Genomic DNA, 23014 nt, shown 5'->3' with positions numbered 1-23014 from the left:
GCCTCCCATTCCTGTCCGGACCGCCCGCAGGCGGCCATCCACGGGAAGAACCGGGCCGAGGGCCGAGGGATGCATCGCGGGCGCGAGATTCGCCGCCCTCACTCCCGGCGCAGGATGTTGTCCACCAGCCGGTCGGCCCAGGCGCGGCTGCGGAATTCCTGGCGCAGGCGGGTCTCGTCGTAGTCCTGCTCCAGCCAGTCCAGGAAGGGCTTCGGGCCATGCGCCCGCGTGTGCCGGGCGTATTCGCGGAAGAAGGCGTCCAGAACGCCGGTGCGGCTGGCGCTGACATGGCCATGGCGCCAGGAGAGCTGGCGCATCGCCTCCTCCACCGGGCGGCCCTGCAGCATCAGCCAGAACCCGGCGGCGAGCCCGGTGCGGTCGGCGCCGGACTTGCAGTGCAGGAGAATCGGCTCCGGCAGGCGGCGGAAGATGCCGGCCAGGCGCTGCAGCCGGTCCTTGTGCGGGGCGCCGCGCGATTCCAGCGGCGCATCGACATGCTCCAGCCCCAGCGCGGTGGCGGTGGCGCGGCCCAGCGCGTCCGAACCGCAGGTCTCGCGATGGCCGCGCAGATTGATGATGGTGCGGATGCCGAAGCGCTTCACCGCCATCCGCATCTGCCAGGGGCTCGGATGGTTGGAGCGGTACAGCCGCCCCGGCTCCACCACGCCCCAGTTGCGCCAGCCCAGGCGCAGCACGGCATGGTCGACGAACAGGCTGTTGAGCCAGGCGGCGCGCCGCCCGGCCGGCGTGGAGAGATCCTGGCGCATGACGGCAATGGTATGGAGGGGCGGCTGCATGGCCGCAAGGTGGCGGCCGCGCGGGCCTGCCGCCGCGAAATGGCCATGCTGCGCGCCGAGCCTTCGGCAGTCGGAACCAACTGTGAGGAATGCCGATGATCGCCTGGAACACGCGCCGAATCCTGCGCCTGCTGTCGCTGGCGCTGCTGGCGGGGAGCCTCTCGGCCTGCTGCGGACCCTGGGGTTGGGGTCCCTGCGGGCCGCCGGGGGGATACCATCATCATGACGGGCCACACGGGCCGGGTGGACCTCGGGGCCCCTATGGGGGCGGCGGCTGGGGCCGCTGACAGGAAAGCGGCGGAGGGTCCGGGGCATTGCCTCGGACAGCCCTGTCCTCAAATCCGGCCGGGATGGAACCGGGGGAGAATGAATTCTCCCCCGGACCCCCTCTTCTTTATTTCTGTCAGTTCTGTCGCGCCGGCGGAGAGCGCGCAGGCCGGGGACGGCGGCCGCCACGGGCGTGACCGAAAACTGATAGAAGAAGGAGGGGGTTTGGGGGAGTTCATCTCCCCCAACCTTGTTTCTTCACCGGCGCCTTCAACGGCAGGCCCGGCTTCCTGGCAGGCAGGGGGGGGCGTCAGTTCGCCTTGGCGCCGGAATTGCGGATGGCGGCCTCCCACATCGGCCGCTCCCGCTTGCCGCGCGCGATGGCCTCCTCCGGCGTGGACCACAGCGTGTAGGCACCGGCCTGCAGGAAGCGCTGCTTCACCGCCTCGTCCTCGGCGATGGCCTTCAGCGCGGCGCTCAGCTTGTCCACGACCGGGCGCGGCGTGCCGGCCGGCGCGACGAAGGCGCCCCAGGAGGTGATGACGAAGTCGTCCATCCCTGCCTCCGCCATGGTCGGCACCTCCGGCAGGGTGGGCCAGCGCTGGGCGCTGGTGACGGCCAGCGCCCGCATCCGCCCCTCCTGGATCACCGGGATGTAGGAGGCGAGGTTGTCGATGGCGAAGGTCACGTCGCCCGAGAGCATGGCCGGGATGGTCTGCGCCGCGCCGCGGAAGGGAACATGGGTGGCGTCCAGCTTCAGCCGCTCGCGGAAGATCTCGCCCGAGAGGTGCGGCGTGGTGCCCACCCCCGGCGAGCCGAAGGAGACGCCCTTCGGCTGCTTGCGCGCCCAGGCGATGAACTCCTGCAGCGTCTTGGCCGGCACGTGGTCGCTCGCCACCACCACCACGTTGGGGAACTCCCAGGTCAGCGAGGCCGGGATGAAGTCCCGGTCGATGTCCCAGGACATCTGCTGGTAGAGGAACTGGTTGATGGCGAAGTGGCCGATCGTCGCGGCGCCGAAGGTGTAGCCGTCGGGCGTCGCCTTGGCGACCGCGTCCATGCCGATGTTGCCGCCCGCGCCCGGCCGGTTCTCGATCACCATGGTCTGCCCCAGGCGATGCTGCAGCCGTTCGGCGATCAGCCGGGTCAGCACGTCGGTCGAGCCGCCCGGCGGGTAGGGGACGATGATCCGCACCGTGCGCTCCGGCCAGGCGGTCTGGGCGAGGCCGGGCCGGGCGAGCGTGGGCAAGGCGAGGGCAGGCAGGCTCAGCGTGGCGCCGAGCAGGCGGCGTCGGGTGGCCATGGGGGCTTCCTCCGGTGTTTCGTTCCTGGACCCCGGCAGCATGGCGCAACAACCGCCGGCTGCGCCACCCCCTGCCGTGGGGCCCAGGCCGGGCTCAGGGCCAGCGCACCTCGGGCGGCATGGACATCAGGATCGCCTCGACATTGCCGCCGGTCTTCAGCCCGAACAGGGTGCCGCGGTCGTAGAGCAGGTTGAACTCGACATAGCGGCCCCGGCGGACAAGCTGGTGCTCGCGCTCCGCCTCGGTCCAGGGCTCGTGCATGCGGCCGCGGATGATGGCGGGATAGGCCTCCAGGAAAGCCTCGCCGACGTCGCGGGTGAAGGCGAAGTGGTCGGGCAGGCGGCTTGCGTCGGGATCGTCGCGGCCCAGCCAGTCGTAGAAGATGCCGCCCAGGCCGCGCGCCTCGCCCCGGTGTGGCAGGTAGAAGTATTCGTCGCACCAGCGCTTGAAGCGCGGGTAGTAGGTGGGGTCGTGCCGGTCGCAGGCGGCGCGGAAGGCGGCATGGAAGCGCTCGGCATCCGCCAGCGACTCGGGGGCGTCCAGGCGCATCGGCGTCAGGTCGCCGCCGCCGCCGAACCAGGCATGGCGGGTGGCGATGAAGCGGGTGTTCATATGCGCCGCAGGCACCCGCGGCGAGCGCATGTGGGCGACCAGCGAGACGCCGGTGGCGATGAAGCGCGGGTCTTCCTCGGCGCCGGGGATCTGCTTGCGGAACTCCGGGCTGAAGCTGCCCCAGACGGTGGAGACGTTGACCCCCACCTTCTCGAAGACCCGCCCATGCATCACCGACATGACGCCGCCGCCGCCAGGCACATCCTCATTGACCCGCTCCCAGGCGGTGCGGGCGAAGCGGCCGGGAGGCAGGGCGGCATGGGGGCCGCTCTCCAGCGCATCCTCGATCGCCTCGAAGCTGGCGCAGAGCCGGTCCCGCAACGACTCGAACCAGGCGCGGGCCGGCGCGGCGAGGGGATGGGGGAGGGAATCGGGCATGGCGGTCCTCGCGGCGGAAGCAGGCGCGGCGCGCCCGGCCGCCGCGCTAGCCTGGGCGAGGCAACGCCGCAACAGGGGGCCACGGAATGTTGCGGCGTGTGGCTGGCGCCGCCCCAGCGGCGATTGCCACTCTCTGTCCCCTGCCCTTATATGACGCGGGCGCATAGGTCGCGGCAGATTTCGCGCGTCACTGGCGCCACCGCGGCTCCGCGGAGAACGATCAGCGGTCGGCCCGCCTGCCAGGCGAATCGGGGCGGCCGCCAAAAGGGACGGATGAGGCATGGCCGATACGCTTGCGCCGAGCAGTTCCCCCAGCACAGGCGGTGCCCACGGGCCCGAGCAGGGGACGAAACGGGACTTCCTGAAACTGGTGACAGGCTCTTTTGCAGTGATCGGTGTTGGCGCCATCGCCTGGCCCTTCATCGCCTCGATGAACCCGGCCAAGGACGTGCTGGCGCTGGCCAGCACCGATGTGGATGTCGGCCATATTGCCGAAGGGCAGGCAGTGACCGTGATGTGGCGCGGCAAGCCGGTCTTCGTGCGCCACCGCACCCCGCAGGAGATCGAGCAGGCTCGCTCGGTGGACGTCTCCTCGCTGCGCGACCCCGAGGCCGACGCGGCGCGCGTGCAGAAGGCGCCCTGGCTGATCGTCGTCGGCGTCTGCACCCATCTCGGCTGCGTGCCGCTGGGCCAGAAGCCGACCGATCCGCGCGGCGACTACGGCGGCTGGTTCTGCCCCTGCCACGGCAGCGAGTACGACACCTCCGGCCGTATCCGGCGGGGCCCGGCGCCGACAAACCTGGTGGTGCCGGAATACGCCTTCACGTCCGACACCCTGATCCGCATCGGCTGAGGACCGCACCCCATGGCATCCGGCCTGCACGAGAGCAGCTTCGCTAACCCGGTGGTGCGTTGGATCGACCAGCGCATGCCGATCTTCACCATGATGCAGAAGGAGTACGGGAGCTTCCCGACTCCCCGGAATTTCAACTACTTCTGGAATTTCGGCGCGCTCGCCATGATCAACCTGGTGATCATGATCGCGACCGGCGTGTTCCTGGCGATGAACTACACGGCGCATACCTCGCTCGCCTTCGAGAGCGTCGAGCGGATCATGCGCGACGTGAACTACGGCTGGCTGATCCGCTACGTTCACATGAACGGCGCCAGCATGTTCTTCATCGTCGTCTACATCCACATCTGGCGCGGCCTCTACTACGGCTCCTACAAGGCGCCGCGCGAACTGCTCTGGATGCTCGGCGTCGTCATCTTCATCCTGATGATGGCCACCGCCTTCATGGGCTACGTGCTGCCTTGGGGGCAGATGTCCTTCTGGGGCGCGACGGTCATCACCAACCTGTTCTCGGCCATCCCGCTGGTGGGCGACAGCATCGTGACGCTGCTCTGGGGCGGCTTTTCCGTCGATAACCCGACGCTGAACCGCTTCTTCAGCCTGCATTACCTGCTGCCCTTCGTGATCGCCGGCGTGGTCTTCCTGCATGTGGCCGCGCTGCACATCACCGGCTCGAACAACCCGCTCGGCATCGACCCGAAGGGGCCGCAGGACACGGTGCCCTTCCATCCCTACTACACCGCCAAGGACAGCGTGGGGATGATCGTCTACTTCGCCGTCTTCGCCTTCCTGGTCTTCTTCACGCCGAACTATCTCGGCCACCCGGACAACTACATCCCGGCCAACCCGCTTTCGACCCCCGCGCATATCGTGCCGGAATGGTACTTCCTGCCCTTCTACGCCATCCTGCGCGCGGTCCCGAACAAGCTCGGCGGCGTGCTGATGATGTTCGGCGCCATTGCCGTGCTGTTCGTCCTGCCCTGGCTGGACCGCTCCCCGGTTCGCTCCATGCGCTTCCGGCCGATCGCCAAGTGGCTGATGCTGCTCTGGACGGTGAACTTCTTCGTCCTGATGTGGGCGGGCGGCCGGCCGGCCGAAGGCATCTACGTGCTCATCGCGCGCCTCAGCACGGCCTACTACTTCGCGTATTTCCTGGTCATCCTGCCGCTGCTCTCCAAGATCGAGCGTCCGCTGCCGTTGCCGGAGAGCATCAGCCGTGCCGTGCTGCGCGGTGGCGGACCCCTGCGCGGCGCCGCCGCGGCCAAGCCGATGGAGAAGGCGTGATGCCGTTCCGCACCCTGCCGATGCGCGGCCTGAAGGCCGCGGCCGTCGCGGCCGCCCTCTCCCTCGGCCTGCTCGCGGCGCCCGGCGCCCGCGCGCAGGAGCACGAGATCCATATCCCGGACACCCGCTATTCCTTCGATGGGCTGTTCGGCACCTATGACCGCGGCGAGCTGCAGCGTGGCTTCCAGGTCTACAAGGAAGTCTGCGCCGCCTGCCATGGGATGCGGCTGCTTTCCTATCGCAATCTGCGGGACATCGGGCTCTCTGAGCCCGAGGTGCGCGCCATCGCGCAGAGCTATCAGATCCAGGACGGCCCGAACGATAACGGCGAGATGTTCGAGCGCCCGGGCCGCCTTTCCGACCGCTTCCGCAGTCCCTTCCCGAACGACGCGGCGGCTCGCGCGGCCAATAACGGCGCCCTGCCGCCAGACCTCTCCGTGATCACCAAGGCCCGCGTCGGCGGGGCGGATTACATCCATGCCCTGCTGGTCGGCTACGAGGACCCGCCACCGGCGGGCGCCACCGTCATGGAGGGGATGCACTACAACAAGTACTTCCCCGGCCACCAGATCGCCATGCCGCCGCCGCTGACCGGCGACGGCCAGGTGCAGTACGCCGACGGCACCAAGGCCACCACGGACCAGATGGCGCGCGACGTCTCCGCCTTCCTCACCTGGGCGGCCGAGCCCGAGCTGGAGGCCCGCCGCACCATGGGCGTTCGGATCATCCTCTTCCTGGTGATCCTGGGCGGCCTCACCTATGCGGTGAAGCGCAAGATCTGGGCCCGGGCCGGCGGCGACCCGGTGACCTGACCTCACCGTGCGTCCGGCGGCTTGCCGCCGGCGGCATCCTGCTTCAAGGACAGGCCCGGCGATCCCGCCCGGCCTGCCCAGGATGCCCCGGAAGGGAAGATTCCGAGGGGCCGTCTTCCAGGGCGGCCCTTTTTCCGTTCAGGCCCGGCCCCAGAATGCGCCGACGCCGTGAGCGACACCCTCCAGAGGGAAACCCGATGAGCCAGACCCCCAGCAGCGAAACCATTGAACCCGTCATCGGCCTGATCGGCGGCTCCGGCCTCTACGACATCGACGGTCTGGAGGAGCGCGAGTGGCGCCGGGTGGAGAGCCCCTGGGGCGAACCCTCGGACGAGTTGCTCTTCGGCCGCCTCGCCGGCGTGCGCTGCGTTTTCCTGCCGCGGCACGGGCGCGGCCACCGCAAGCCTCCCTCGGCACTGAACTACCGCGCCAATATCGATGCGCTGAAGCGCGCGGGGGTGACGGAGATCCTCTCGCTCTCCGCCGTCGGCTCGCTGAACGGCGACCTGCCGCCCGGCACCTTCGTCATCGTGGACCAGTTCATCGACCGCACCTTCGCCCGGCAGAAATCCTTCTTCGAGACCGGCTGCGTCGCGCATGTCTCGGTGGCGCACCCGGTCTGCCCCCGGCTCGGTGACGCGGCGGAGGAAGCGGCGCGGCAGATCGGCCTCAAGTACAAGCGCGGCGGCACCTACCTGGTGATGGAGGGGCCGCAGTTCTCCACCAAGGCGGAGAGCGAACTGTACCGCGCCTGGGGCTGCGACGTGATCGGCATGACCAACATGCCCGAGGCCAAGCTCGCCCGCGAGGCGGAGCTCTGCTACGCGACCATCGCCATGGTGACGGATTTCGACTGCTGGCATCCCGACCATGACCACGTCACGGTGGATGCGGTGGTGAAGGTCATGCAGGCCAACGCCGACCATGCCAAGGCCCTGGTGAGGACGGTGGTGCCGATGCTGGGCAAGCCGCGCGGCCCGTGCCCCGCAGGCTGTGACCGGGCGCTGGAATACGCCATCGTCACGCCCGCGGCGATGCGCGACCCTGGACTGGTCGCCAGGCTCGATGCGGTGGCCGGGCGGGTGCTGAACGCGACCTGAAGCCGCGGGCTGCCGGGCGCGGCGGCGCGGCACCGCGCCCGGCAGCCGTCAGCAGCAGACCTGCTCCAGCGCGGTGATCAGGTCGCGCGGGTCATAGGGCTTGGCAAGCACCGGCACATCCCGGTGCCGCTCCGGCAGGCCGGCAGCGCCATAGCCGGTGGCGACGACAAAGGGGATGGAATGCTCCACCAGGATGTCGGCCACCGGGGTGGAAGCCTGCCCCGCAAGGTTGATGTCCAGCACCGCCGCCTCCGGGTGTTCCTCCTCGAACAGCGCCAGGGCCTCCTCCACCGTGGCGGCGGGGCCGAGCACGCAGGCTCCGGCTTCCAGCAGGGCATCCTCGACCAGCATGGCAATCAGCGCTTCATCTTCCACCACGAGGATGCGTCGCCCCTTTAGTCCGCTCATGCGGTTTCCTCTTCAACTTGCGGGCCAGTGACGGGGCGGAAACGGATCACCGCCCCGAAGCCATCCGCGGCATAGTCCAGTTCGACCGAGGAGCCCGGGCCGAGTTCGGCCGGCAACCCGCGCTCCAGCATGCGGCTGCCGAAGCCATTGCGCGAGGGTGCCTGCACCGGTGGCCCGTTCTGCTCCTGCCAAGTCAACCGCACCATACCACCGGACTCGCCCTGCCAGCGAACCACGATACGTCCTTCCGCGCGCGTCAACGCACCATGTTTGACCGCGTTGGTTGCGAGCTCGTGCAGGGCCAGGGCGAAACCGAGAGTCTGCTTCGGCGCCAGCCACACTGGTGGGCCGCTGATCACCAGGCGGGATTCGCCACCCGGCCCGGAGGTGGACTGCCACGGCGTGAGCACGGCGCGGGCGGTCTCGGCCAGGGTCGTGCCGCGCCAGGTGCGGGCGGTCAGCAGGTCGTGCCCGCGCGCCAGGGTGAGCAGGCGGGACTGGAAATCCTGCAGGAAGCGCTGCGTGGCCTCCGACTTGTCACCCATGGCGCGCGCCGTCTGGAGCGCCAGGGAGTGCACCGTCGCCAGGGTGTTCTTCACCCGGTGGTTCAGCTCGCCGAGCAGCAGCGCCTGCCGTGCCTCGGCGGCCTTGGCCTCGGTCACGTCGCGCGCCAGCCCGCCACGGCGGGAGGGCACGCCCTGCGCGTCCAGGATGGGGAAGCTGACATCGCGGATCCAGCGCTGTGTCCCGTCAGGCCGCTGGATGCGGTACTCGATCTCGAAGGTCTCGGCCCCCTGCCTGCTTTGCTGCATCGCCTCGATGCGCGACCGGTCAGCGGGGTGGATCATCTCCTCCCAGAGATGCGGCTGGCTGCCGAAGCGCTCCTGGGCGACGCCCCAGATCCGCTCGAAGGCGGGGCTGACGAACTCCACCCGGCCGGTGGCGGGGTCGGTCATCCACATCACATCGGGGCTGGCCTCGGCGAAACGGCGGAAGCGGCTCTCCGAGGCGGCCAGTGCCGCCGCCGCCTGCACTGCGGCCTCGCGCGAGGCGGTCTGCGCCGCCACCTGGCGCGCCAGCGCCTCACGCGCCTCCACCAGCTCCGAGACGTCGGTGGCGGCGCCGATCCAGCGGCGGATGGTGCCATCGGCGGCGCGGGCGGGCAGGGCGCGCACGGCGCACCAGCGCCAGCCGCCCTCCGCCCGCAGCAGCCGCAACTCGGCCGAGAAGGGGCGTCCGCGCCGCAGCGCCCGCTGCCAGGCGCGGGCGGCGCGGCGCTGGTCCTCGGGATGGACGATGCGCACGGGGGACTCCATGGCGAGGCCTGGCATCAGGCCGGTGAAGTCCTGCAGGCGCGGGTTGACATAGTCGATGCGGCCATCCGGCAGAGAGGACCAGACGACCTGCGGCACCGCCTCGGCCAGGGTGCGGAAGCGCAGCTCGCTCTCGCGCAGCGCCTCCGCCGCGCGGCGCTCGGCATCGATATCGACCAGGGCGGCGACGGAACCGACCACCCGCCCCTCCGCGTCCCGCACCGGCATGCCCGTGGTCCGCAGCCAGACCATGCTGCCGTCGCCCCGGCGATACTGGTACTCGCTGCTGGCCGGCAGGCCGGTCAGCAGCGCGCGGCTGAGGGGGAAGTCGCGCCCCTCCACCCGCCGGCCATCGGGATGGTAGGCCTCCCACTGCGCCGCGTACTCTTCCATGCTGCCGGACAGTTCCAGCGGGTGCCGCAGGATCTCGTCCAGCCGCCGGTTGCCGAGCAGCAGGCGGCCCTCCGGCGCCTCGGCCAGCACCACGCCGACCGGGACGTTGTCGAGCACCGCCTTCAGCCGCGCCTCGCTCTGGCGTAGCGCCGCCTGGGCCGCGTGTTCGTCGCTGACGTCGCGGAAGAACAGCGTCAGCCCTTCCGCCGAGGGATACATGTCGGCCGAGATCCAGCGGCCCAGCGCAGGGTGGAAGGCGGTGACGCTCTTCGGCACTCCTTCCGCCAGGGCCTGCCCGGAGGCGGCGCCGAACGGACCGCCTTCCCAGCCGGGGAAGCTGTCCCGCAGCGGCCGGCCGATGCTGGCCGCGGCATCCACCGCCTGGGCCCGGGCGCGGCCGTTCAGGTAGAGCACCTTCCCGGCGCGATCGAGTACCAGCACGCTGTCGGTGGTGCTCTCCAGCACCGTCTGCAGCCGGGCGGAGAGGGAGAGCCGCTCGGTCTCCAGCGCCTCCCGCTCCGCCACGGCGCTGGTGAGCGCACGGGTGGCGGCGTCGATCTCCCGCAGGCCGCTGGGCGGGATCGCGGGGAGCGGGGCGCCGCGGCCGAAGGCGCTGGCGATCCGGCCGAGCTGGTTGAGCGGGGCCGCCACCTTGCGATCTACCCAGAAGGCGAGGCCGGCGGTGAACACCAGCAGCAGCCCGCCGCCCAGCAGCACCACCGGGCTCAGCATCCGGCGCAGCGCCCCGTCCAGCCTCTCGGTGGGCAGCGCGACCAGCACCACCCAGGGCGCCCCCTCCACCCGGTGCCAGGCGGCATGGACCGGCAGCCCCTGGAAATCGCGGTTCTGGATGGAGCCGGAGACCTGCTGGCTGTCGAGGGCACTGCGGATGGAGCCGTTCGGGGATGCCTCGGACCCGATCAGCTGCGCCACGGTGGGCTGGCGGGCCAGGATGCGGGCGCTGTCGTCCACCACCAGCGCGATCCAGCCCGATGGCAGGTCAAGGTTCCGCAGCGGCTCGTTCCAGATCATCGCCGGGTCGATCGAGGCGGTCAGCAGCAGAGGAGGCTGGCCCGGCCCGCGCGGCACCTCCTCGGTGATGTCGATGCGCAGGCTGCCCCCCGGATCCGCAGGGAAGTGCAGGGTGGAAATGCCGGCCTGCTGCGGCGCATCCGGCAGCACCGGCAGTTCCATGCCGGGCGCCGCGGGGTCGCGGAAGGGGCTGGCGCTGTCCACCAGCACATGGCCTTCGGCGTCGGTCAGGCGGATGTGGTAGGTGCGGCGGATCATCCGCAGGGCGCGGGCCTGCTCGTGAAAGGCCGCGAACTGGCCGGTCTGCAAGGCAGGCGAGGTGCCGAGGGCCGCCAGCTCCCCGTGCAGCCCGAGCACCTCGCGCTCCAGGTTGAAGGCGAGGTCGCGCGCGGCGTCGCTGGCGGTTTCGAGCAGGCGGTTGCGCTCGGTTTCGGCCATACGGCCCGCAAGGTGCCCGGCAAGGCCCCAGACCGGCAGCAAGGCGGCCAGGGCGATGATAAGCAGGTACAGCCGGACCGAGGGAGGCTGTTGGGTCGCCTGTCCGTTCATGCTGGCCGGAGTCGGTGCCGGCGGAATTGCATCACGTCTCCCAGGCGACACGAAGGGCGGGGTGACAAAGGAGAGGCCACACCGCCCATCGAAGGGCTGCGGGGCTTTCTCCAGAGCATAGCCATAGCGTCTTTCCGCGCCGCCGGAAATCGGCAGTGATGCCTTCTGCGCATGGAAGCCGGATGCCCCGCCCGGAAAGCTCCCGGGTGGGGCAGGGGAGGCGCCTCAGTCGGCGTACTGGCCGGCGGCCTGGATCACCGGCCGCCATTTTGCGATGTCGGCCTGCCAGAAGGCGCGGTGGGCCTCCGGGGTCGCCCGGTCCTGCGCCACCGGTGCGGTGCCGAGATCGGCGAAGCGCTGGATGAGCGCCGGGGCGCGCAGCGCCACCTGCAGCGCGCGGGAGAGCCGCAGGCGGATCTCCTCCGGCGTGCCCTTGGGCGCGTAGAGGCCATGCCAGATCGTCACCTCCATGCCGGGCAGGCCGCCCTCGGCGGTGGTCGGGACATCGGGCAGGGAGGGCAGGCGCTGCGGTGTGGTGACGGCGAAGACCTTCACCGCCCCGGCGCGGATCTGCTCGGTGGTGTTGGTGGTCTGGTCGCACATCAGGTCCACCGTGCCGGCGATCAGGTCGGTCATCGCCGGGCCGGTGCCGCGATAGGGCACAGTGGTCATCGGCGCGTCGATCGCCTTTTGCAGCAGGAGGCCGCAGAGATGGCTGGCGGCGCCGATGCCGGCATTGGCGTAGTTGAGCTTCGTCGTCTCCTTGCGGACCAGCGCCGCCAGCTCCTGCAGGTTGGCGGCCGGGATGTCCTTGCGGGCGATGATGGTCATCGGCACCTCGGTGACCAGCCCGATCGTCTCGAAGCCGCCCACCGGATCGTAGGAAAGGCGGCGGTAGAGCGTCGGGGTGGTGCCCATGCCGATATGGTGCATGAGGAGGGTGTAGCCGTCCGGCCTGGCCTGGGCGACGCGCGCCGCCCCCAGCGTGCCACCGGCGCCACCGACATTCTCCACCACCACCGTCTGCCCGAGGTCGCGCGACATGGCCTCCGCCACCAGGCGGGTCACGGTATCGGTCGGGCCGCCGGCGGCGAAGGGGACGACCACGGTGATGGTGCGGCTGGGATAGGCCTGCTGCGCACCGGCCGGCAGGGCCAGCGCGGCGATCCCGAAGGCCGCGCCGATCAGGGCGCGGCGGAGCGTGGAGCGAATCATCGGATCATTTTCTCCCGGCCGGAACGGCCTGCTTCCGGCATGACGATTCCGTCATGTGAAAGTCAATAGGAAGTGACCCACCCTGCAGGACGCGCCTGGGTGGAGGCGCGCCCTGCCCGCCGCCTACTCCTGAAAGGCGATGGTCGCCGCCGCCGCGGCGCGCGGGCGCAGGCGGGCACGCAGGCTGAAGAAGGCCTGGGCGGCGAGCAGCGCCACGATGACGCCGAGGATGGCGGCGCTGATCGGGCGATCGATGAAGACCGAGAAATGGCCGCGCGAGAGCAGCATGGCGCGGCGGAAGTTCTCCTCCACCATCGGCCCCAGCACGTAGCCCAGCAGGATCGGCGCGATGGGAAAGTCGAGCGCCATGAACAGCGCACCGATCAGGCCGAAGGCCAGCACCTCGTAGACGGCGAAGATGTCATTGTTCACCGTATAGGCACCGATGGCGATGAAGAAGACGGCGGCCGGGAAAAGGAAGCGGTAGGGCACCTGCAGCAGCTTCACCCAGACGCCGATCATCGGCACGTTCAGCACCATCAGCAGCACGTTGCCGACCCAGAAGCTGGCGATCAGGCCCCAGAAGATGTCCGGGTGCTCGCTCAGCAGGCGGGGGCCGGGCTGGATGCCCTGGATCAGCAGCGCGCCGAGCAGCAGCGCCATCACCGCGTCCCCGGGGATGCCGAGGCTCATGGTCGGGATGAAGTCCACCTGCGTCTTGGAGTGCGAGGCCGCCTCGGGGGCGGCGACGCCGGCGATCATGCCGGTGCCGAACTTCTCCGGCGTGCGGGAGATCTTCTGCTCCAGCGCGTAGGCGATGAAGGTGGTGATGGTCGGGCCGGTGCCGGGCATGGCGCCGAAGATGGTGCCGACCAGCGTGCCGCGCAGCATCGGCCAGAAGGCCTGCTTCAGCTCGGCCTTGCTCGGGCGCATGTCCTTCAGGCTCACCGGCTTCAGGCTGCCGATATGCTTCATGCGGTTCACGTGCCGCAGGAAGTCGGCGATGCCGAAGACGCCCATGGCGATGGAGACCAGCTCCACCCCGTCGGCCAGCTCCGGCAGGCCGAAGGTGAAGCGCTGCAGGCCGGTCTGCACATCGGTGCCGACGCAGCCCAGGATCAGGCCGATCAGCGTCATGGCGATGCCCTTGAGGGGCGAGCCGCGCGACATGGTCGAGCCGGCGATCAGGCCGAGCAGCATGATCGAGAACAGCTCCGCCGGGCCGAACTTGAAGGCCACCTGCACCAGCAGCGGCGAGGCAAAGATCATGACGACGATGCCGAAGGAGGCGGCGAAGAAGGAGGAGATCATCGTCAGGCCGAGCACCGTGCCGCCCTTGCCCGCCCGTGTCATCGGGTAGCCGTCGAGGCAGGTGACGGCGTGCGGCGGGTGGGAGGGCAGGTTCAGCAGGATGGCGCCGATCGCCCCGCCATATTGCGAGCCGTAGAAGATGCCGGCGAGCATCAGGATGGCCGGCACCGGCTGCAGCGAGAAGGTCAGCGGCAGCAGCATCGAGATGGCGGTCAGCGCGCCCGTGCCGGGCAGCACGCCGATCAGGTTGCCGACCAGGACGCCGGAGAAGCACCAGAAGAGGTTATGCGGCTCCAGGGCCAGGCCGAAGCCGTAGCCGAGGTCGAGAATGGACTGCCACATCTTACAGGACGCCCTTGATGAGGGGCAGGAGCACGCCGAGCCCCCACCAGAAGACGACGACGGCGAAGATCACCATGCCGAGGGCGAGCAGGATGGCGTCGCGCCAGCTGTTCTCGCGGTCGCCCATGGCGGTGACGACGACAGCGGCGAAGGTGGCCGGGATCAGCCCGACGGGCTCGGCCAGCGCCGCGAAGATGATCACGCCGGCGCAGATGCAGAGCCAGCCGCGCCATTCGGCGCGCAACGGAATCGTCTCCTCGGCGCTGGGCAGGGAAGGCCGGGAGGGCGCGGCCTCATCGCGCCGCAGGGCGCAGGCGGCCAGCAGGACGAGCCCCACGATCAGCAGCAGCACGCCGAGCGCGGTGGGCATGAAGCCCGGGCCCATGCGGCTGAGGGTGCCGAGATGATAAGCCTTCCCCTGCAGGGCGGTCGCCGCGCCGAGAGCGCAAAGTATTAATCCGCCGCAATAATCCTTATATCGCTCTTTTAGTGCCAAATGCATGCGCTTTTCCTCCGAATCGCCGGATATTCACGCTATGTTCCAAATAAAAACCGATTCAAGGCTGCTTGGCCTGGCGCGGCCGTGAAGCCGCGGCGGAAGGTCGGATTTTATTCAAAAAAACAATACTTTACGCGATCTTGGCTGACGAAACGGCTGTCTTGTGCAGAAGATGGAAAGGGAGAAAGGCTTCTGCTGAATGAGCGTTTTTCGTGATGAACATGGCAGGTGCGCCATGTTGAAGATGTTATTCTCTTCAGGTTTCTGAGCGATTACTTCAGAGAAGGAATTCTGCGCAAAGAAAAAGCCGCCGGCACCCTGCGGCACCGGCGGCTTTCTGCGGACGGGGCAGTTTGCGCCCGGTCAGCTGTCCATCTTGAGCGCGGCGATGAAGGCCGACTGCGGAATCTCCACCTTGCCGAACTGGCGCATGCGCTTCTTGCCCTCCTTCTGCTTCTCCAGGAGCTTGCGCTTGCGGGAGATGTCGCCGCCGTAGCACTTGGCGGTGACGTCCTTCGACATGGCGGAAATGGTCTCGCGCGCGATGACACGGCCGCCGATCGCCGCCTGGATGGGGATCTTGAAGAGCTGGCGGGGGATCAGCTCCTTCAGCTTCTCGCAGATGGAGCGGCCGCGCCGCTCGGCCTGGGAGCGGTGCGCCATGAAGGAGAGGGCATCCACCGGCTCGTTGTTCACCAGGATGGAGATCTTCACGAGGTCGCCCTCGTCATAGCCGTCCATCTGGTAGTCGAAGGAGGCGTAGCCCCGGCTGACCGACTTCAGGCGGTCGTAGAAGTCGAAGACCACCTCGTTCAGCGGCAGGCGATAGACCGCCATGGCGCGGTTGCCGACATAGGTCAGCTCCACCTGCTGGCCGCGCCGCTCCGAGCAGAGCGTCAGGATCGAGCCGAGGTGCTCGTCCGGCACCATGATGGTGGCCTTGATCCAGGGCTCCTGGATGCTCTCGATCAGCGAGGGGTCCGGCATGTCGGCCGGATTGTGCAGGTCGATCTCCTCGCCCTTGGTGGTCCGCAGCTTGTAGACGACGCTGGGGGCGGTCGCGATCAGGTCGAGATCGAACTCGCGGGAGAGCCGCTCCTGGATGATCTCCAGGTGCAAAAGGCCCAGGAAGCCGCAGCGGAAGCCGAAGCCCAGCGCCGCCGAGCTTTCCGCCTCGAAGTGGAAGGAGGCGTCGTTCAGCCTGAGCTTGCCAAGCGATTCGCGCAGCTTCTCGAAGTCGTCCGCATCCACCGGATAGAGGCCGCACCAGACCACGGGAATGGAGGGCTTGAAGCCCGGCAGCGGCTCGGCGGCCGGATTGCGGTCGTCGGTGATGGTGTCGCCGACATTGGTGTCGGCCACTGTCTTGATGGCGGCGTTCAGGTAGCCCATCTCGCCTGGGCCGAGGCTGTCCACCGCCACCATCTTGGGCGTGAAGACGCCGACGCTGTCCACCACATGGGTGGAGCCCTGGGCCATGAAGCGGATCTTCTGGCCCTTGCGGATGACGCCGTCCTTCACCCGGATCAGGATGATGACGCCGAGATAGGGGTCGTACCAGCTATCGACCAGCAAGGCCTTGAGCGGGGCATCGGCATTGCCGGTGGGCGCGGGCAGGCGGGTGACGATGGCTTCCAGCACGCCCTCGATGTTCAGCCCGGACTTGGCGCTGATCTCGACGGCATCCGAGGCGTCGAGGCCGATCACGTCCTCGATCTGCTGCTTCACCCGCTCCGGCTCGGCCGCCGGCAGGTCGATCTTGTTGAGCACCGGGACGATCTCGTGCCCGGCGTCGATGGCCTGATAGACATTGGCCAGGGTCTGCGCCTCGACGCCCTGGGAGGCGTCCACCACCAGCAGCGAGCCCTCGCAGGCCGCCAGCGAGCGGGAGACCTCGTAGGCGAAGTCCACATGGCCCGGCGTGTCCATCAGGTTCAGGACGTAGCTGTTGCCGTCCTTCGCCTTGTAGTCCAGGCGGACCGAGGCCGCCTTGATGGTGATGCCGCGCTCCTGCTCCAGCTCCATGCTGTCCAGCATCTGCTCCTTCATGTCGCGCAGGGCGACGGAGCCGGTGGCCTGGATCAGGCGGTCGGCCAGGGTGGATTTCCCGTGGTCGATATGGGCGATGATCGAGAAGTTGCGGATGCGGGAGAGAGGAGTGTCGGTCATGCTGTTCCGGCGCGGCGGGTCAAGGCGGCGAGCGTCCCGCCGAATTCAGCGCCTGAGATAGGCCAGACAGCGCCGGAATCAAAGCCGGATCGGGCCGCGCGCCACGCGGGCGGGAGCCGGAACGCCCGCGCCGCGCGCCGGGGAGGGGACCTCCCCGAGGAGAGGGCGGATTACTCCGCCGCCACCCGCAGGTTGGCCTGGCCGGCCTGCCGGGCCAGGTGCTCGTAGATCGCCACATAGTCCTCGGCCATGCGGCGGCCGGTGAAGCGCTCGTCGAAGCGGGCGCGCACCGCCGCGCGGGGCAGCGCCTTCAGGCGGCCGACGGCGGCGATCGCCTCGGCCATGCTGTCCACCGCGAAGCCGGTCACGCCCTCGTCGATCACCTCGGCCACCGAGCCGTGGCGGAAGGCGATCACCGGGGTGCCGCAGGCCATCGCCTCGATCATCACCAGGCCGAAGGGCTCCGGCCAGTCGATCGGCGTCAGCAGGCCGAGGGCATTGGCCAGGAAGTCCTGCTTCTGCTGCTCGTTGATCTCGCCGATGAACTCGACCAGCGGATGCGCCAGCATCGGCTTGATCTTGCTCTCGAAGTAGTCCACGTCCACGCGGTCCACCTTGGCCGCGATCTTCAGCGGCGTGTTGGTGGCGATGGCGATCTCGATGGCGCGGTCGCAGCGCTTCTCAGGGGCGATACGGCCGAGGAAGGCCAGGTAGCCCGGCCTGGCGCCGGCATCGGGGACCAGCAGCTTCTCCGGCAGGCCGTGATAGACGGTGCCCGCCCAGTGCGCCTGCGGCAGCGGCCGGCGCTGGTCGTTGGAGATCGAGACCACCGGCGCCTGGCTGAAGGTGTCGAACACCGGCTGCAGCTCCGGCAGGTCCAGCCGGCCGTGCAGGGTGGTGACGAAGGGCACGCTCTGCCGCGAGAACAGCGGGAAGGGCAGGTAGTCCAGATGGAAGTGCAGCAGGTCGAACTCATGCCGGCGGCGATAGACCTGCTCCAGCATGAGCGTCAGCGGAGCGTTGGGGTCGCGCACCGAGGGGTCGAGCCGCAGCGCCTTGGCCGACATCGGCGCCAGGGTGGCCGAGGTGATCGAATCCCCGCTCGCGAACAGCGTCACATCATGCCCGAGGGCCACCAGCTCCTCGGTCAGGTAGGAGACGATCCGCTCGGTGCCGCCATACAGCTTCGGCGGGACGGCTTCCGTCAGGGGAGCGATCTGGGCGATACGCATCGGGTCCGGTCTCCGTATTTCACTGCCGACAACCTCGCACCTGATTGAGGTGCGGATTCGGCAAACATCGCCACGATTTCGTCTTGTTGCTGGCGTTCCTTCCGCATGAACGCACAGAGCGCATCCCCCTCACGCGTATGTGCTCACGAAATCTAGGAGGCTGACCGCCCCATGCAGCGTCCCAATCCCAGCGACCTGCTGCGCCTCGCCCGGCGCCCCGTCGGGTTCCTGTTCCGCCACCTGCGCCCCCATGCGGGGAGCCATGTGACGATTCTGCTCGCGGTGCTGGGCGCGGTCGGCTGCTCGGTGGGCGCCAACTACGCGGTCAAGCACCTGATCGACACGCTCTCGGGTGGGCCGGCCAATGCGGACACCACGGCGGTCTGGATGGCCTTCGCCATCCTGGCCGGCGTGATCACCGCCGACAACATGCTCTGGCGCGTCGGCGGCTGGATCGCGGCGGACCGCTTCCCGCGCGCCACCGCCTCCATGCGGGCGGAGCTGTTCCGCCACCTCTCCGGCCATTCGCCGGGCTACTTCGCCAACCGCTCGGCGGGCACGCTGGCGGCGCGCGTCAGCGCCACCGGCACCGCCGCCTTCACCGTGCTGCAGAACTTCACCTGGCACACCGTGCCGCCGGCCGTCGCCGTGGTGCTCGCCATCGCCTTCCTGGCGAGCGTGGACCCGGTCATGGCCGGCTGCCTGGTGGTGGTGGCCGGGCTGCTGGCCGCCGGCGTCGCCTGGCTGGGCCGCAAGGGCGAGCAGAAGCACGACCGCTTCGCCAGCCATGCCGCCGCCGTGGACGGGCAGTTGGTGGACGTGGTGCAGAACTTCTCCCTGGTGCGCGCCTTCGGCGCCTTCGGCCGCGAGGCGAAGCGGCTGGACGACGCGCTGGCCGGCGAGACCGCCGCGCGCCGCGAGAGCCTGCGCTACCTGGAGAAGCTGCGCCTGGTGCATGGCGCCGCGACGGCGGTGCTGACCGCCCTGCTGCTGGCCTGGGTGGTGCACCTGTGGCAGCTCGGCCGCGCCACCACCGGCGACATCGTGCTGGTCTGCACGCTGGGCTTCACCATCCTGCATGCCAGCCGCGACCTCGCCATGGCCCTGGTGGACCTGACGCAATACGTCGCCCGGATGCGCGAGGCGCTGGCCGCCCTGCTGGTGGCGCATGACCTGCCGGATGCCGAGGACGCCCATCCCCTGCATGCCCGCGGCGGCAGCGTGGAGTTCCAGGATATTACCTTCCGCTATCCCAGCGCGCCGGAGGGCTCCTCGCCGGTGCTGCAGGGGCTGAACCTGACCATCCCGCACGGGCAGAAAGTGGGCGTGGTCGGCCGCTCCGGCGCCGGCAAGTCCACCCTGCTCACCCTGCTGCAGCGCCATTCCGCGCCGCAGGAGGGCGCGGTGCTGATCGACGGCGACGACATCGCCGCCACCACCCGCGAGAGCCTGGCGGAGATGATCGCCGTGGTGCCGCAGGACGTCTCCCTGTTCCACCGCTCGGTGATGGAGAACATCCGCTACGCCCGCCCCGACGCCACCGACGAGGAGGTGCTGGCCGCCGCCGAGGCCGCCCGCTGCCGCGACTTCATCGAGGCGCTGCCGGAGGGCTTCGACACCGTCGTCGGCGACCGTGGCGCCAAGCTCTCGGGCGGCCAGCGCCAGCGCCTCGCCATTGCCCGCGCGCTGCTGAAGGACGCGCCGATCCTGCTGCTGGACGAGGCGACCTCCGCCCTGGACAGCGAGTCGGAGGCCGAGGTGCAGCAGGCGCTGGACCGGCTGATGGTGGGCCGCACGGTCATCGCCATCGCCCACCGCCTGGCCACCCTGACCAACTTCGACCGCATCGTGGTGATGGAGAACGGCCAGGTGGTCCAGGACGGCGCGCCCGACCTGCTGATGCGCCGCCCCGGTCCCTATCAGGAGATGGTGCGCCGGCAGTCGGAGTCGCTGCAGGTCGCCGCCTGAACCTTTACGCTGCGCTGCATGACCTTGGGGGAGCTTCGGCTCCCCTTTTTTCTGCCGGCCCAGACCGCGGGGCCGCCGGTGAAGCGGCGGCAGGCCGGGTGAAAAGGGGAGGAACGGACCTGCCCGGCGGGAAAGCTCTCTCCCGTCCTATCCTTCCGCCGGCCCCGGCCCGGCGCGGCAAGGGATCTCATGAACGTCCAGCCCTGCCGCCGGCGGCAGGCTCGCCTGCAATGCCAGGGCGGCCCGCATGGCCGCGGCCCCGGCCTCCCAGCGCTGCGCCAGGGTGGTGCGGGAGAAGTCGAAGACCTTGTCCGCGCCCGCCTCGTCCCGCCCCGCGCGATAGCTGAGGCAGAGGATGGTGGCGGCAGAGGGCGGCTCCTTGGCCAGCAGCGGGGCGAGGGCGGGATCCTCCCGCAGTTCCGCCGGCAGTCGGTCGGCCAGCTTGACCAGGGCGCGGCGAAGGTCGTGCTCACGCCGCCGCGCCTCCAGAAGATGCCGGCTCTGGCTGCCGAAGACGATGTCGAGCGCGCGGGCCGCCCCGGCGGAAAGCCCCTGCGGCCGCGGCCCATGGCGGGCGAAGAGCTCGATCGCGAAGCAGAGCAGCGGGCCATCCCCGGCGCCGTCCAGGATGAGGTCGATCGGCAGGTTGCCGGTCAGCCCGCCATCCCCCAGCAGGCGACCCTCCACCTCCACGGGTGGGAAGAGCGGCAGCAGCGCGCTGGAGGCCAGCAGGTGGTCGGGGCCGATGCGGTCGCCGCGCGCGGTGTCGAAGGTGATGCGCTCGCCGGAGAGGATATCCGTTGCGGCGATGCTGAGGCGCGCCTCGCCACTGTTCAGGCGGCCGAAATCCACCAGCGCGGTGAGCTGCGCGCGGAGGGGTGCGAGGTCGTAGAGGGCCGCCACGTCGGCGGCGCCCGTGCCTGGCAGCCCCAGGCGCGGCCGGAAGAGGGAGGGGCAGCCGAGGAGATGCGTCTGCAGGGCGCTGAGGAGGCTTTCCACCTGTCGCCAGGGGCCGGGCAGGGGCGAGCCCAGCCAGAAGGTGGTGAGCGGCATCGGCTCGACCTCCGCCGCCGACCAGAACTGCCGCAGCCGCTCGACGCGGCGCTCCGGCGGGTTGCCGAGGATGAGGGCGGCGTTGATGGCGCCGATCGAGGTGCCGGCGATCCAGCCGGGCACCAGCCCGGCCTCATGCAGGGCCGCATAGGCGCCGGCCTCGAAGGTGCCAAGCGCGATGCCGCCGGACAGCGCCAGGGCGCAGCGCCGGCCGCGCGCCTCCTCCGTGGAGACTGTCATGTGGCCTGCCGTGGACATCGCGCCGGACCCTTTCCCTTGCCCCGGTGGCGCGGGGCGCCGCCCGCGGGCCAAACCCGCCGCGGCCGGCGGGGTTTCGCGCAGCGGCCGGGGCTTATGCCTCGGCCTGCCGCGCCAGCCGCCGGGCCAGCAGGTAGCCGAGCCCGCCGCCGGCCGGCGCCGCCGGCAGCACCAGCACCCAGCCGGCATGGACGTTGTTGACCACCAGCCCCAGGCCGATGCCGAGCATCAGCCCGCCGACGAGGCTGCCCATCACGCCCGCCGTCAGCCCGAGCACCAGGATTTCCGAACGCGTCACCATGAGGGAGTGCAGTAGAGGCAGGCGCTCGGGTTTGACAAGCCGCGGGGCGCGGCGCTAAAGGCGCGCCTCCTTCCGGGAAAGCGGACGCACGCCTGTCGTGCGCCCCGCCCTTGGCATGTCCGCCTCGGGACTACCGGGACAACAGCGACAGCGTCGCACAACAAAAGGAGCCCGCCGCATGACGAAGCGCGCGGAAAGCAAGTACAAGATCAATCGCCGCCTCGGCGTGAACCTGTGGGGCCGCGCCAAGTCCCCGGTCGCCAAGCGCGAGTATGGCCCCGGCCAGCACGGCCAGCGCCGCAAGCAGAAGCCGACCGACTTCGGCGTGCAGCTGATGGCCAAGCAGAAGCTGAAGGGCTACTACGGCAATATCGGCGAGAAGCAGTTCCGCAAGTATTACGAGGAGGCCGTGCGCCGCAAGGGCGACACCTCCGAGAACCTGATCGAGCTGCTGGAGCGCCGCCTCGACGCCGTGGTCTATCGCATGAAGCTGGCGATGACCCCCTTCGCCGCGCGCCAGTTCATCAACCATGGCCACATCACGGTGAATGGCCAGCGGGTGAACATCCCCTCCTATCTCGTGCGCGACGATGACGTGATCGAGGTCAAGGAGAAGTCGAAGCAGCTCGTCGCCGTGCTCGATGCCGCGCAGAGCGGCGAGCGCGATGTGCCCGAGTACATCGAGGTGGACCACCGGCAGATGAAGGGCCGCTTCCTCCGCGCCCCGAAGCTCTCCGACGTGCCCTACCCCGTGCAGATGGAACCGAACCTCGTCGTCGAGTTCTACTCGCGCTGAGGATGACGGGGCGGGGCCGCAAGGTCCCGCCCTTTTCCTTGGCGCCCCTCCGCCTCAGGGCATGGCCGAGGGCAGGGTGATCGTCTCGCCGTCCACCACGAAGCGGCCGAAGCCGTGGTGATGCAGGGTGCGAGGCTCCTTCTGCAGCGGATCGATCCAGGCCTTCACCACTTCCAGGATGAAGAGGTCGTAGTGGCTCGCCAGGCGGGTGTCGCGCACCTTGCACTCCAGGTTGGCGAAGCACTCGGCCACCAGTGGCGCCGCCACGCAGGCCGCCGGCACGGTCGTCAGCCCGAAATCCGCGAACTTGTCGCGGTCCCGCCCCGAGCAGTTGCCGATGCCGGCCACCTGTGGCGCCTGTGCCTGGTCGGGAATGGCGATGACGCATTCGCCCGTCTCGCACAGCGCGCGATGGCTGTGGTTGCCGCTGCTGACGATACAGGCAACCAGCGGCGGCTCGAACTCCACCGCCATGTGCCAGGACATCGTCATGACGTTCGGACGGCCGGCCTCTGCGGTCGTCAGCAGCACCACGGGCCCTGGCTCAAGCAATTGATAGACCTGGGGAAGGGGGAATGGCGCCAGGGAGGGCGGGCGGCTTCCGGCCAGCCGCAGCCCTGCGGCCGGGTCTCGCCCCACGCCGCGGCTGAATGGCCCGTTCATGGTCCCGCCCAGCGGGCCCTGCCCGGCCCGAGCTGCCCGGTGAAGGCGCGCGCCATCCGCCGCGTGCCCGTTGCATCCTTTTGTCCCATGCGCCGCCTCCGCCCG

At 69.7% G+C, this 23014-nt stretch carries 20 protein-coding genes; 6 read left to right on the top strand and 14 right to left on the bottom strand.

Features of this window, described 5'->3' with window-relative positions:
- Nucleotides 1-98 precede the first annotated feature (98 nt).
- The 3 genes from QMO56_RS13320 to hemF all read right to left on the bottom strand — a co-directional run bounded on the left by QMO56_RS13320 (nucleotide 99) and on the right by hemF (nucleotide 3358).
- Nucleotides 99-767 carry a tyrosine-protein phosphatase gene (locus QMO56_RS13320; RefSeq protein ID WP_283526501.1) on the bottom strand — a complete coding sequence of 223 codons (669 nt, stop codon included), beginning with the start codon at nucleotides 765-767 and terminating at the stop codon, nucleotides 99-101.
- A gap of 607 nt (nucleotides 768-1374) precedes the next feature.
- The gene (locus QMO56_RS13315; protein WP_283526427.1) at nucleotides 1375-2367 is read right to left on the bottom strand and encodes a tripartite tricarboxylate transporter substrate binding protein; all 993 of its coding nucleotides are present in this window, start codon (nucleotides 2365-2367) and stop codon (nucleotides 1375-1377) included.
- A 94-nt stretch (nucleotides 2368-2461) separates the two neighbouring features.
- Nucleotides 2462-3358 (bottom strand): oxygen-dependent coproporphyrinogen oxidase, encoded by an 897-nt coding sequence (gene hemF / locus QMO56_RS13310; RefSeq protein ID WP_283526426.1) that lies wholly within the window; start codon nucleotides 3356-3358, stop codon nucleotides 2462-2464.
- Nucleotides 3359-3638: 280 nt separating this feature from the next.
- On the opposite strand from hemF, the gene petA reads away from it, so the two are divergent.
- The 4 genes from petA (at nucleotide 3639) to QMO56_RS13290 (ending at nucleotide 7407) form a co-directional block, all read left to right on the top strand.
- Nucleotides 3639-4211, top strand: a complete 573-nt coding sequence (gene petA, locus QMO56_RS13305; protein WP_283526425.1) for a ubiquinol-cytochrome c reductase iron-sulfur subunit — start codon at nucleotides 3639-3641, stop codon at nucleotides 4209-4211.
- A gap of 12 nt (nucleotides 4212-4223) precedes the next feature.
- Nucleotides 4224-5495: a cytochrome b/b6 gene (locus QMO56_RS13300; protein ID WP_283526424.1), complete on the top strand. Its 1272-nt coding sequence runs from the start codon at nucleotides 4224-4226 to the stop codon at nucleotides 5493-5495.
- On the top strand, nucleotides 5495-6307 hold the full coding sequence (locus QMO56_RS13295) for a cytochrome c1 (protein WP_283526423.1): 813 nt from the start codon (nucleotides 5495-5497) through the stop codon (nucleotides 6305-6307). The genes QMO56_RS13300 and QMO56_RS13295 overlap by 1 nt, the downstream gene beginning before the upstream one ends.
- 197 nt (nucleotides 6308-6504) lie before the next feature.
- Complete coding sequence (locus QMO56_RS13290) at nucleotides 6505-7407, top strand: S-methyl-5'-thioadenosine phosphorylase (RefSeq protein WP_283526422.1); 903 nt, start codon at nucleotides 6505-6507, stop codon at nucleotides 7405-7407.
- Nucleotides 7408-7455: 48 nt separating this feature from the next.
- Here the strand turns inward: QMO56_RS13290 and QMO56_RS13285 are convergent, their stop codons facing one another.
- The 8 genes from QMO56_RS13285 to QMO56_RS13250 all read right to left on the bottom strand — a co-directional run bounded on the left by QMO56_RS13285 (nucleotide 7456) and on the right by QMO56_RS13250 (nucleotide 17870).
- Nucleotides 7456-7815 carry a response regulator gene (locus QMO56_RS13285; RefSeq protein WP_283526421.1) on the bottom strand — a complete coding sequence of 120 codons (360 nt, stop codon included), beginning with the start codon at nucleotides 7813-7815 and terminating at the stop codon, nucleotides 7456-7458.
- Nucleotides 7812-11102, bottom strand: coding sequence for a PAS domain S-box protein (locus QMO56_RS13280; RefSeq protein WP_283526420.1), 3291 nt, complete (start codon nucleotides 11100-11102; stop codon nucleotides 7812-7814). The genes QMO56_RS13285 and QMO56_RS13280 overlap by 4 nt, the downstream gene beginning before the upstream one ends.
- Nucleotides 11103-11327: 225 nt before the next feature.
- Nucleotides 11328-12317 (bottom strand): tripartite tricarboxylate transporter substrate-binding protein, encoded by a 990-nt coding sequence (locus tag QMO56_RS13275; RefSeq protein ID WP_283526419.1) that lies wholly within the window; start codon nucleotides 12315-12317, stop codon nucleotides 11328-11330.
- A 123-nt stretch (nucleotides 12318-12440) separates the two neighbouring features.
- Complete coding sequence (locus QMO56_RS13270) at nucleotides 12441-13970, bottom strand: tripartite tricarboxylate transporter permease (RefSeq protein ID WP_283526418.1); 1530 nt, start codon at nucleotides 13968-13970, stop codon at nucleotides 12441-12443.
- Between the two features lies 1 nt (nucleotide 13971).
- Nucleotides 13972-14472 carry a tripartite tricarboxylate transporter TctB family protein gene (locus tag QMO56_RS13265; RefSeq protein WP_283526417.1) on the bottom strand — a complete coding sequence of 167 codons (501 nt, stop codon included), beginning with the start codon at nucleotides 14470-14472 and terminating at the stop codon, nucleotides 13972-13974.
- Between the two features lie 111 nt (nucleotides 14473-14583).
- Nucleotides 14584-14796, bottom strand: a complete 213-nt coding sequence (locus QMO56_RS13260) for a hypothetical protein (protein WP_283526416.1) — start codon at nucleotides 14794-14796, stop codon at nucleotides 14584-14586.
- A gap of 36 nt (nucleotides 14797-14832) precedes the next feature.
- On the bottom strand, nucleotides 14833-16638 hold the full coding sequence (gene lepA, locus QMO56_RS13255; RefSeq protein WP_283526415.1) for a translation elongation factor 4: 1806 nt from the start codon (nucleotides 16636-16638) through the stop codon (nucleotides 14833-14835).
- A 170-nt stretch (nucleotides 16639-16808) separates the two neighbouring features.
- Nucleotides 16809-17870: a glycosyltransferase family 4 protein gene (locus QMO56_RS13250; RefSeq protein WP_283526414.1), complete on the bottom strand. Its 1062-nt coding sequence runs from the start codon at nucleotides 17868-17870 to the stop codon at nucleotides 16809-16811.
- A gap of 171 nt (nucleotides 17871-18041) precedes the next feature.
- Here QMO56_RS13250 and QMO56_RS13245 point away from each other — a divergent pair, with 171 nt between their 5' ends.
- The gene (locus tag QMO56_RS13245) at nucleotides 18042-19838 is read left to right on the top strand and encodes an ABC transporter ATP-binding protein (protein WP_283526413.1); all 1797 of its coding nucleotides are present in this window, start codon (nucleotides 18042-18044) and stop codon (nucleotides 19836-19838) included.
- A 147-nt stretch (nucleotides 19839-19985) separates the two neighbouring features.
- Here QMO56_RS13245 and QMO56_RS13240 read toward each other — a convergent pair whose 3' ends face one another.
- Nucleotides 19986-21131, bottom strand: coding sequence for a patatin-like phospholipase family protein (locus QMO56_RS13240; protein ID WP_283526412.1), 1146 nt, complete (start codon nucleotides 21129-21131; stop codon nucleotides 19986-19988).
- A gap of 112 nt (nucleotides 21132-21243) precedes the next feature.
- A complete protein-coding gene (locus tag QMO56_RS13235) occupies nucleotides 21244-21450 on the bottom strand; it encodes a hypothetical protein (RefSeq protein WP_283526411.1) in 207 nt (68 codons plus the stop codon).
- A 178-nt stretch (nucleotides 21451-21628) separates the two neighbouring features.
- Between QMO56_RS13235 and rpsD the strand changes: the two genes are divergently transcribed.
- Nucleotides 21629-22246, top strand: coding sequence for a 30S ribosomal protein S4 (gene rpsD, locus QMO56_RS13230; protein ID WP_283526410.1), 618 nt, complete (start codon nucleotides 21629-21631; stop codon nucleotides 22244-22246).
- 54 nt (nucleotides 22247-22300) lie between these two features.
- Here the strand turns inward: rpsD and QMO56_RS13225 are convergent, their stop codons facing one another.
- Nucleotides 22301-22780 (bottom strand): flavin reductase family protein, encoded by a 480-nt coding sequence (locus QMO56_RS13225; RefSeq protein ID WP_283526409.1) that lies wholly within the window; start codon nucleotides 22778-22780, stop codon nucleotides 22301-22303.
- Between the last annotated feature and the right edge of the window lie 234 nt (nucleotides 22781-23014).

Origin of the sequence: Roseomonas sp. E05 (assembly GCF_030063475.1) — a bacterium.
Classification (GTDB): domain Bacteria; phylum Pseudomonadota; class Alphaproteobacteria; order Acetobacterales; family Acetobacteraceae; genus Pseudoroseomonas.
This window is presented reverse-complemented; position numbering and strand designations above follow the sequence as displayed.

Coding starts and splice junctions, on each gene's coding strand:
- QMO56_RS13285 (WP_283526421.1), bottom strand. CDS start 7,815: ATGAGCGGACTAAAGGGGCGACGCATCCTCGTGGTGGAAGATGAAGCG.
- QMO56_RS13320 (WP_283526501.1), bottom strand. CDS start 767: ATGCGCCAGGATCTCTCCACGCCGGCCGGGCGGCGCGCCGCCTGGCTC.
- QMO56_RS13240 (WP_283526412.1), bottom strand. CDS start 21,131: ATGACAGTCTCCACGGAGGAGGCGCGCGGCCGGCGCTGCGCCCTGGCG.
- QMO56_RS13300 (WP_283526424.1), top strand. CDS start 4,224: ATGGCATCCGGCCTGCACGAGAGCAGCTTCGCTAACCCGGTGGTGCGT.
- QMO56_RS13265 (WP_283526417.1), bottom strand. CDS start 14,472: ATGCATTTGGCACTAAAAGAGCGATATAAGGATTATTGCGGCGGATTA.
- QMO56_RS13235 (WP_283526411.1), bottom strand. CDS start 21,450: ATGGTGACGCGTTCGGAAATCCTGGTGCTCGGGCTGACGGCGGGCGTG.
- QMO56_RS13250 (WP_283526414.1), bottom strand. CDS start 17,870: ATGCGTATCGCCCAGATCGCTCCCCTGACGGAAGCCGTCCCGCCGAAG.
- QMO56_RS13275 (WP_283526419.1), bottom strand. CDS start 12,317: ATGATTCGCTCCACGCTCCGCCGCGCCCTGATCGGCGCGGCCTTCGGG.
- QMO56_RS13245 (WP_283526413.1), top strand. CDS start 18,042: ATGCAGCGTCCCAATCCCAGCGACCTGCTGCGCCTCGCCCGGCGCCCC.
- QMO56_RS13295 (WP_283526423.1), top strand. CDS start 5,495: ATGCCGTTCCGCACCCTGCCGATGCGCGGCCTGAAGGCCGCGGCCGTC.
- rpsD (WP_283526410.1), top strand. CDS start 21,629: ATGACGAAGCGCGCGGAAAGCAAGTACAAGATCAATCGCCGCCTCGGC.
- QMO56_RS13280 (WP_283526420.1), bottom strand. CDS start 11,102: ATGAACGGACAGGCGACCCAACAGCCTCCCTCGGTCCGGCTGTACCTG.
- QMO56_RS13270 (WP_283526418.1), bottom strand. CDS start 13,970: ATGTGGCAGTCCATTCTCGACCTCGGCTACGGCTTCGGCCTGGCCCTG.
- hemF (WP_283526426.1), bottom strand. CDS start 3,358: ATGCCCGATTCCCTCCCCCATCCCCTCGCCGCGCCGGCCCGCGCCTGG.
- petA (WP_283526425.1), top strand. CDS start 3,639: ATGGCCGATACGCTTGCGCCGAGCAGTTCCCCCAGCACAGGCGGTGCC.
- QMO56_RS13290 (WP_283526422.1), top strand. CDS start 6,505: ATGAGCCAGACCCCCAGCAGCGAAACCATTGAACCCGTCATCGGCCTG.
- QMO56_RS13315 (WP_283526427.1), bottom strand. CDS start 2,367: ATGGCCACCCGACGCCGCCTGCTCGGCGCCACGCTGAGCCTGCCTGCC.
- lepA (WP_283526415.1), bottom strand. CDS start 16,638: ATGACCGACACTCCTCTCTCCCGCATCCGCAACTTCTCGATCATCGCC.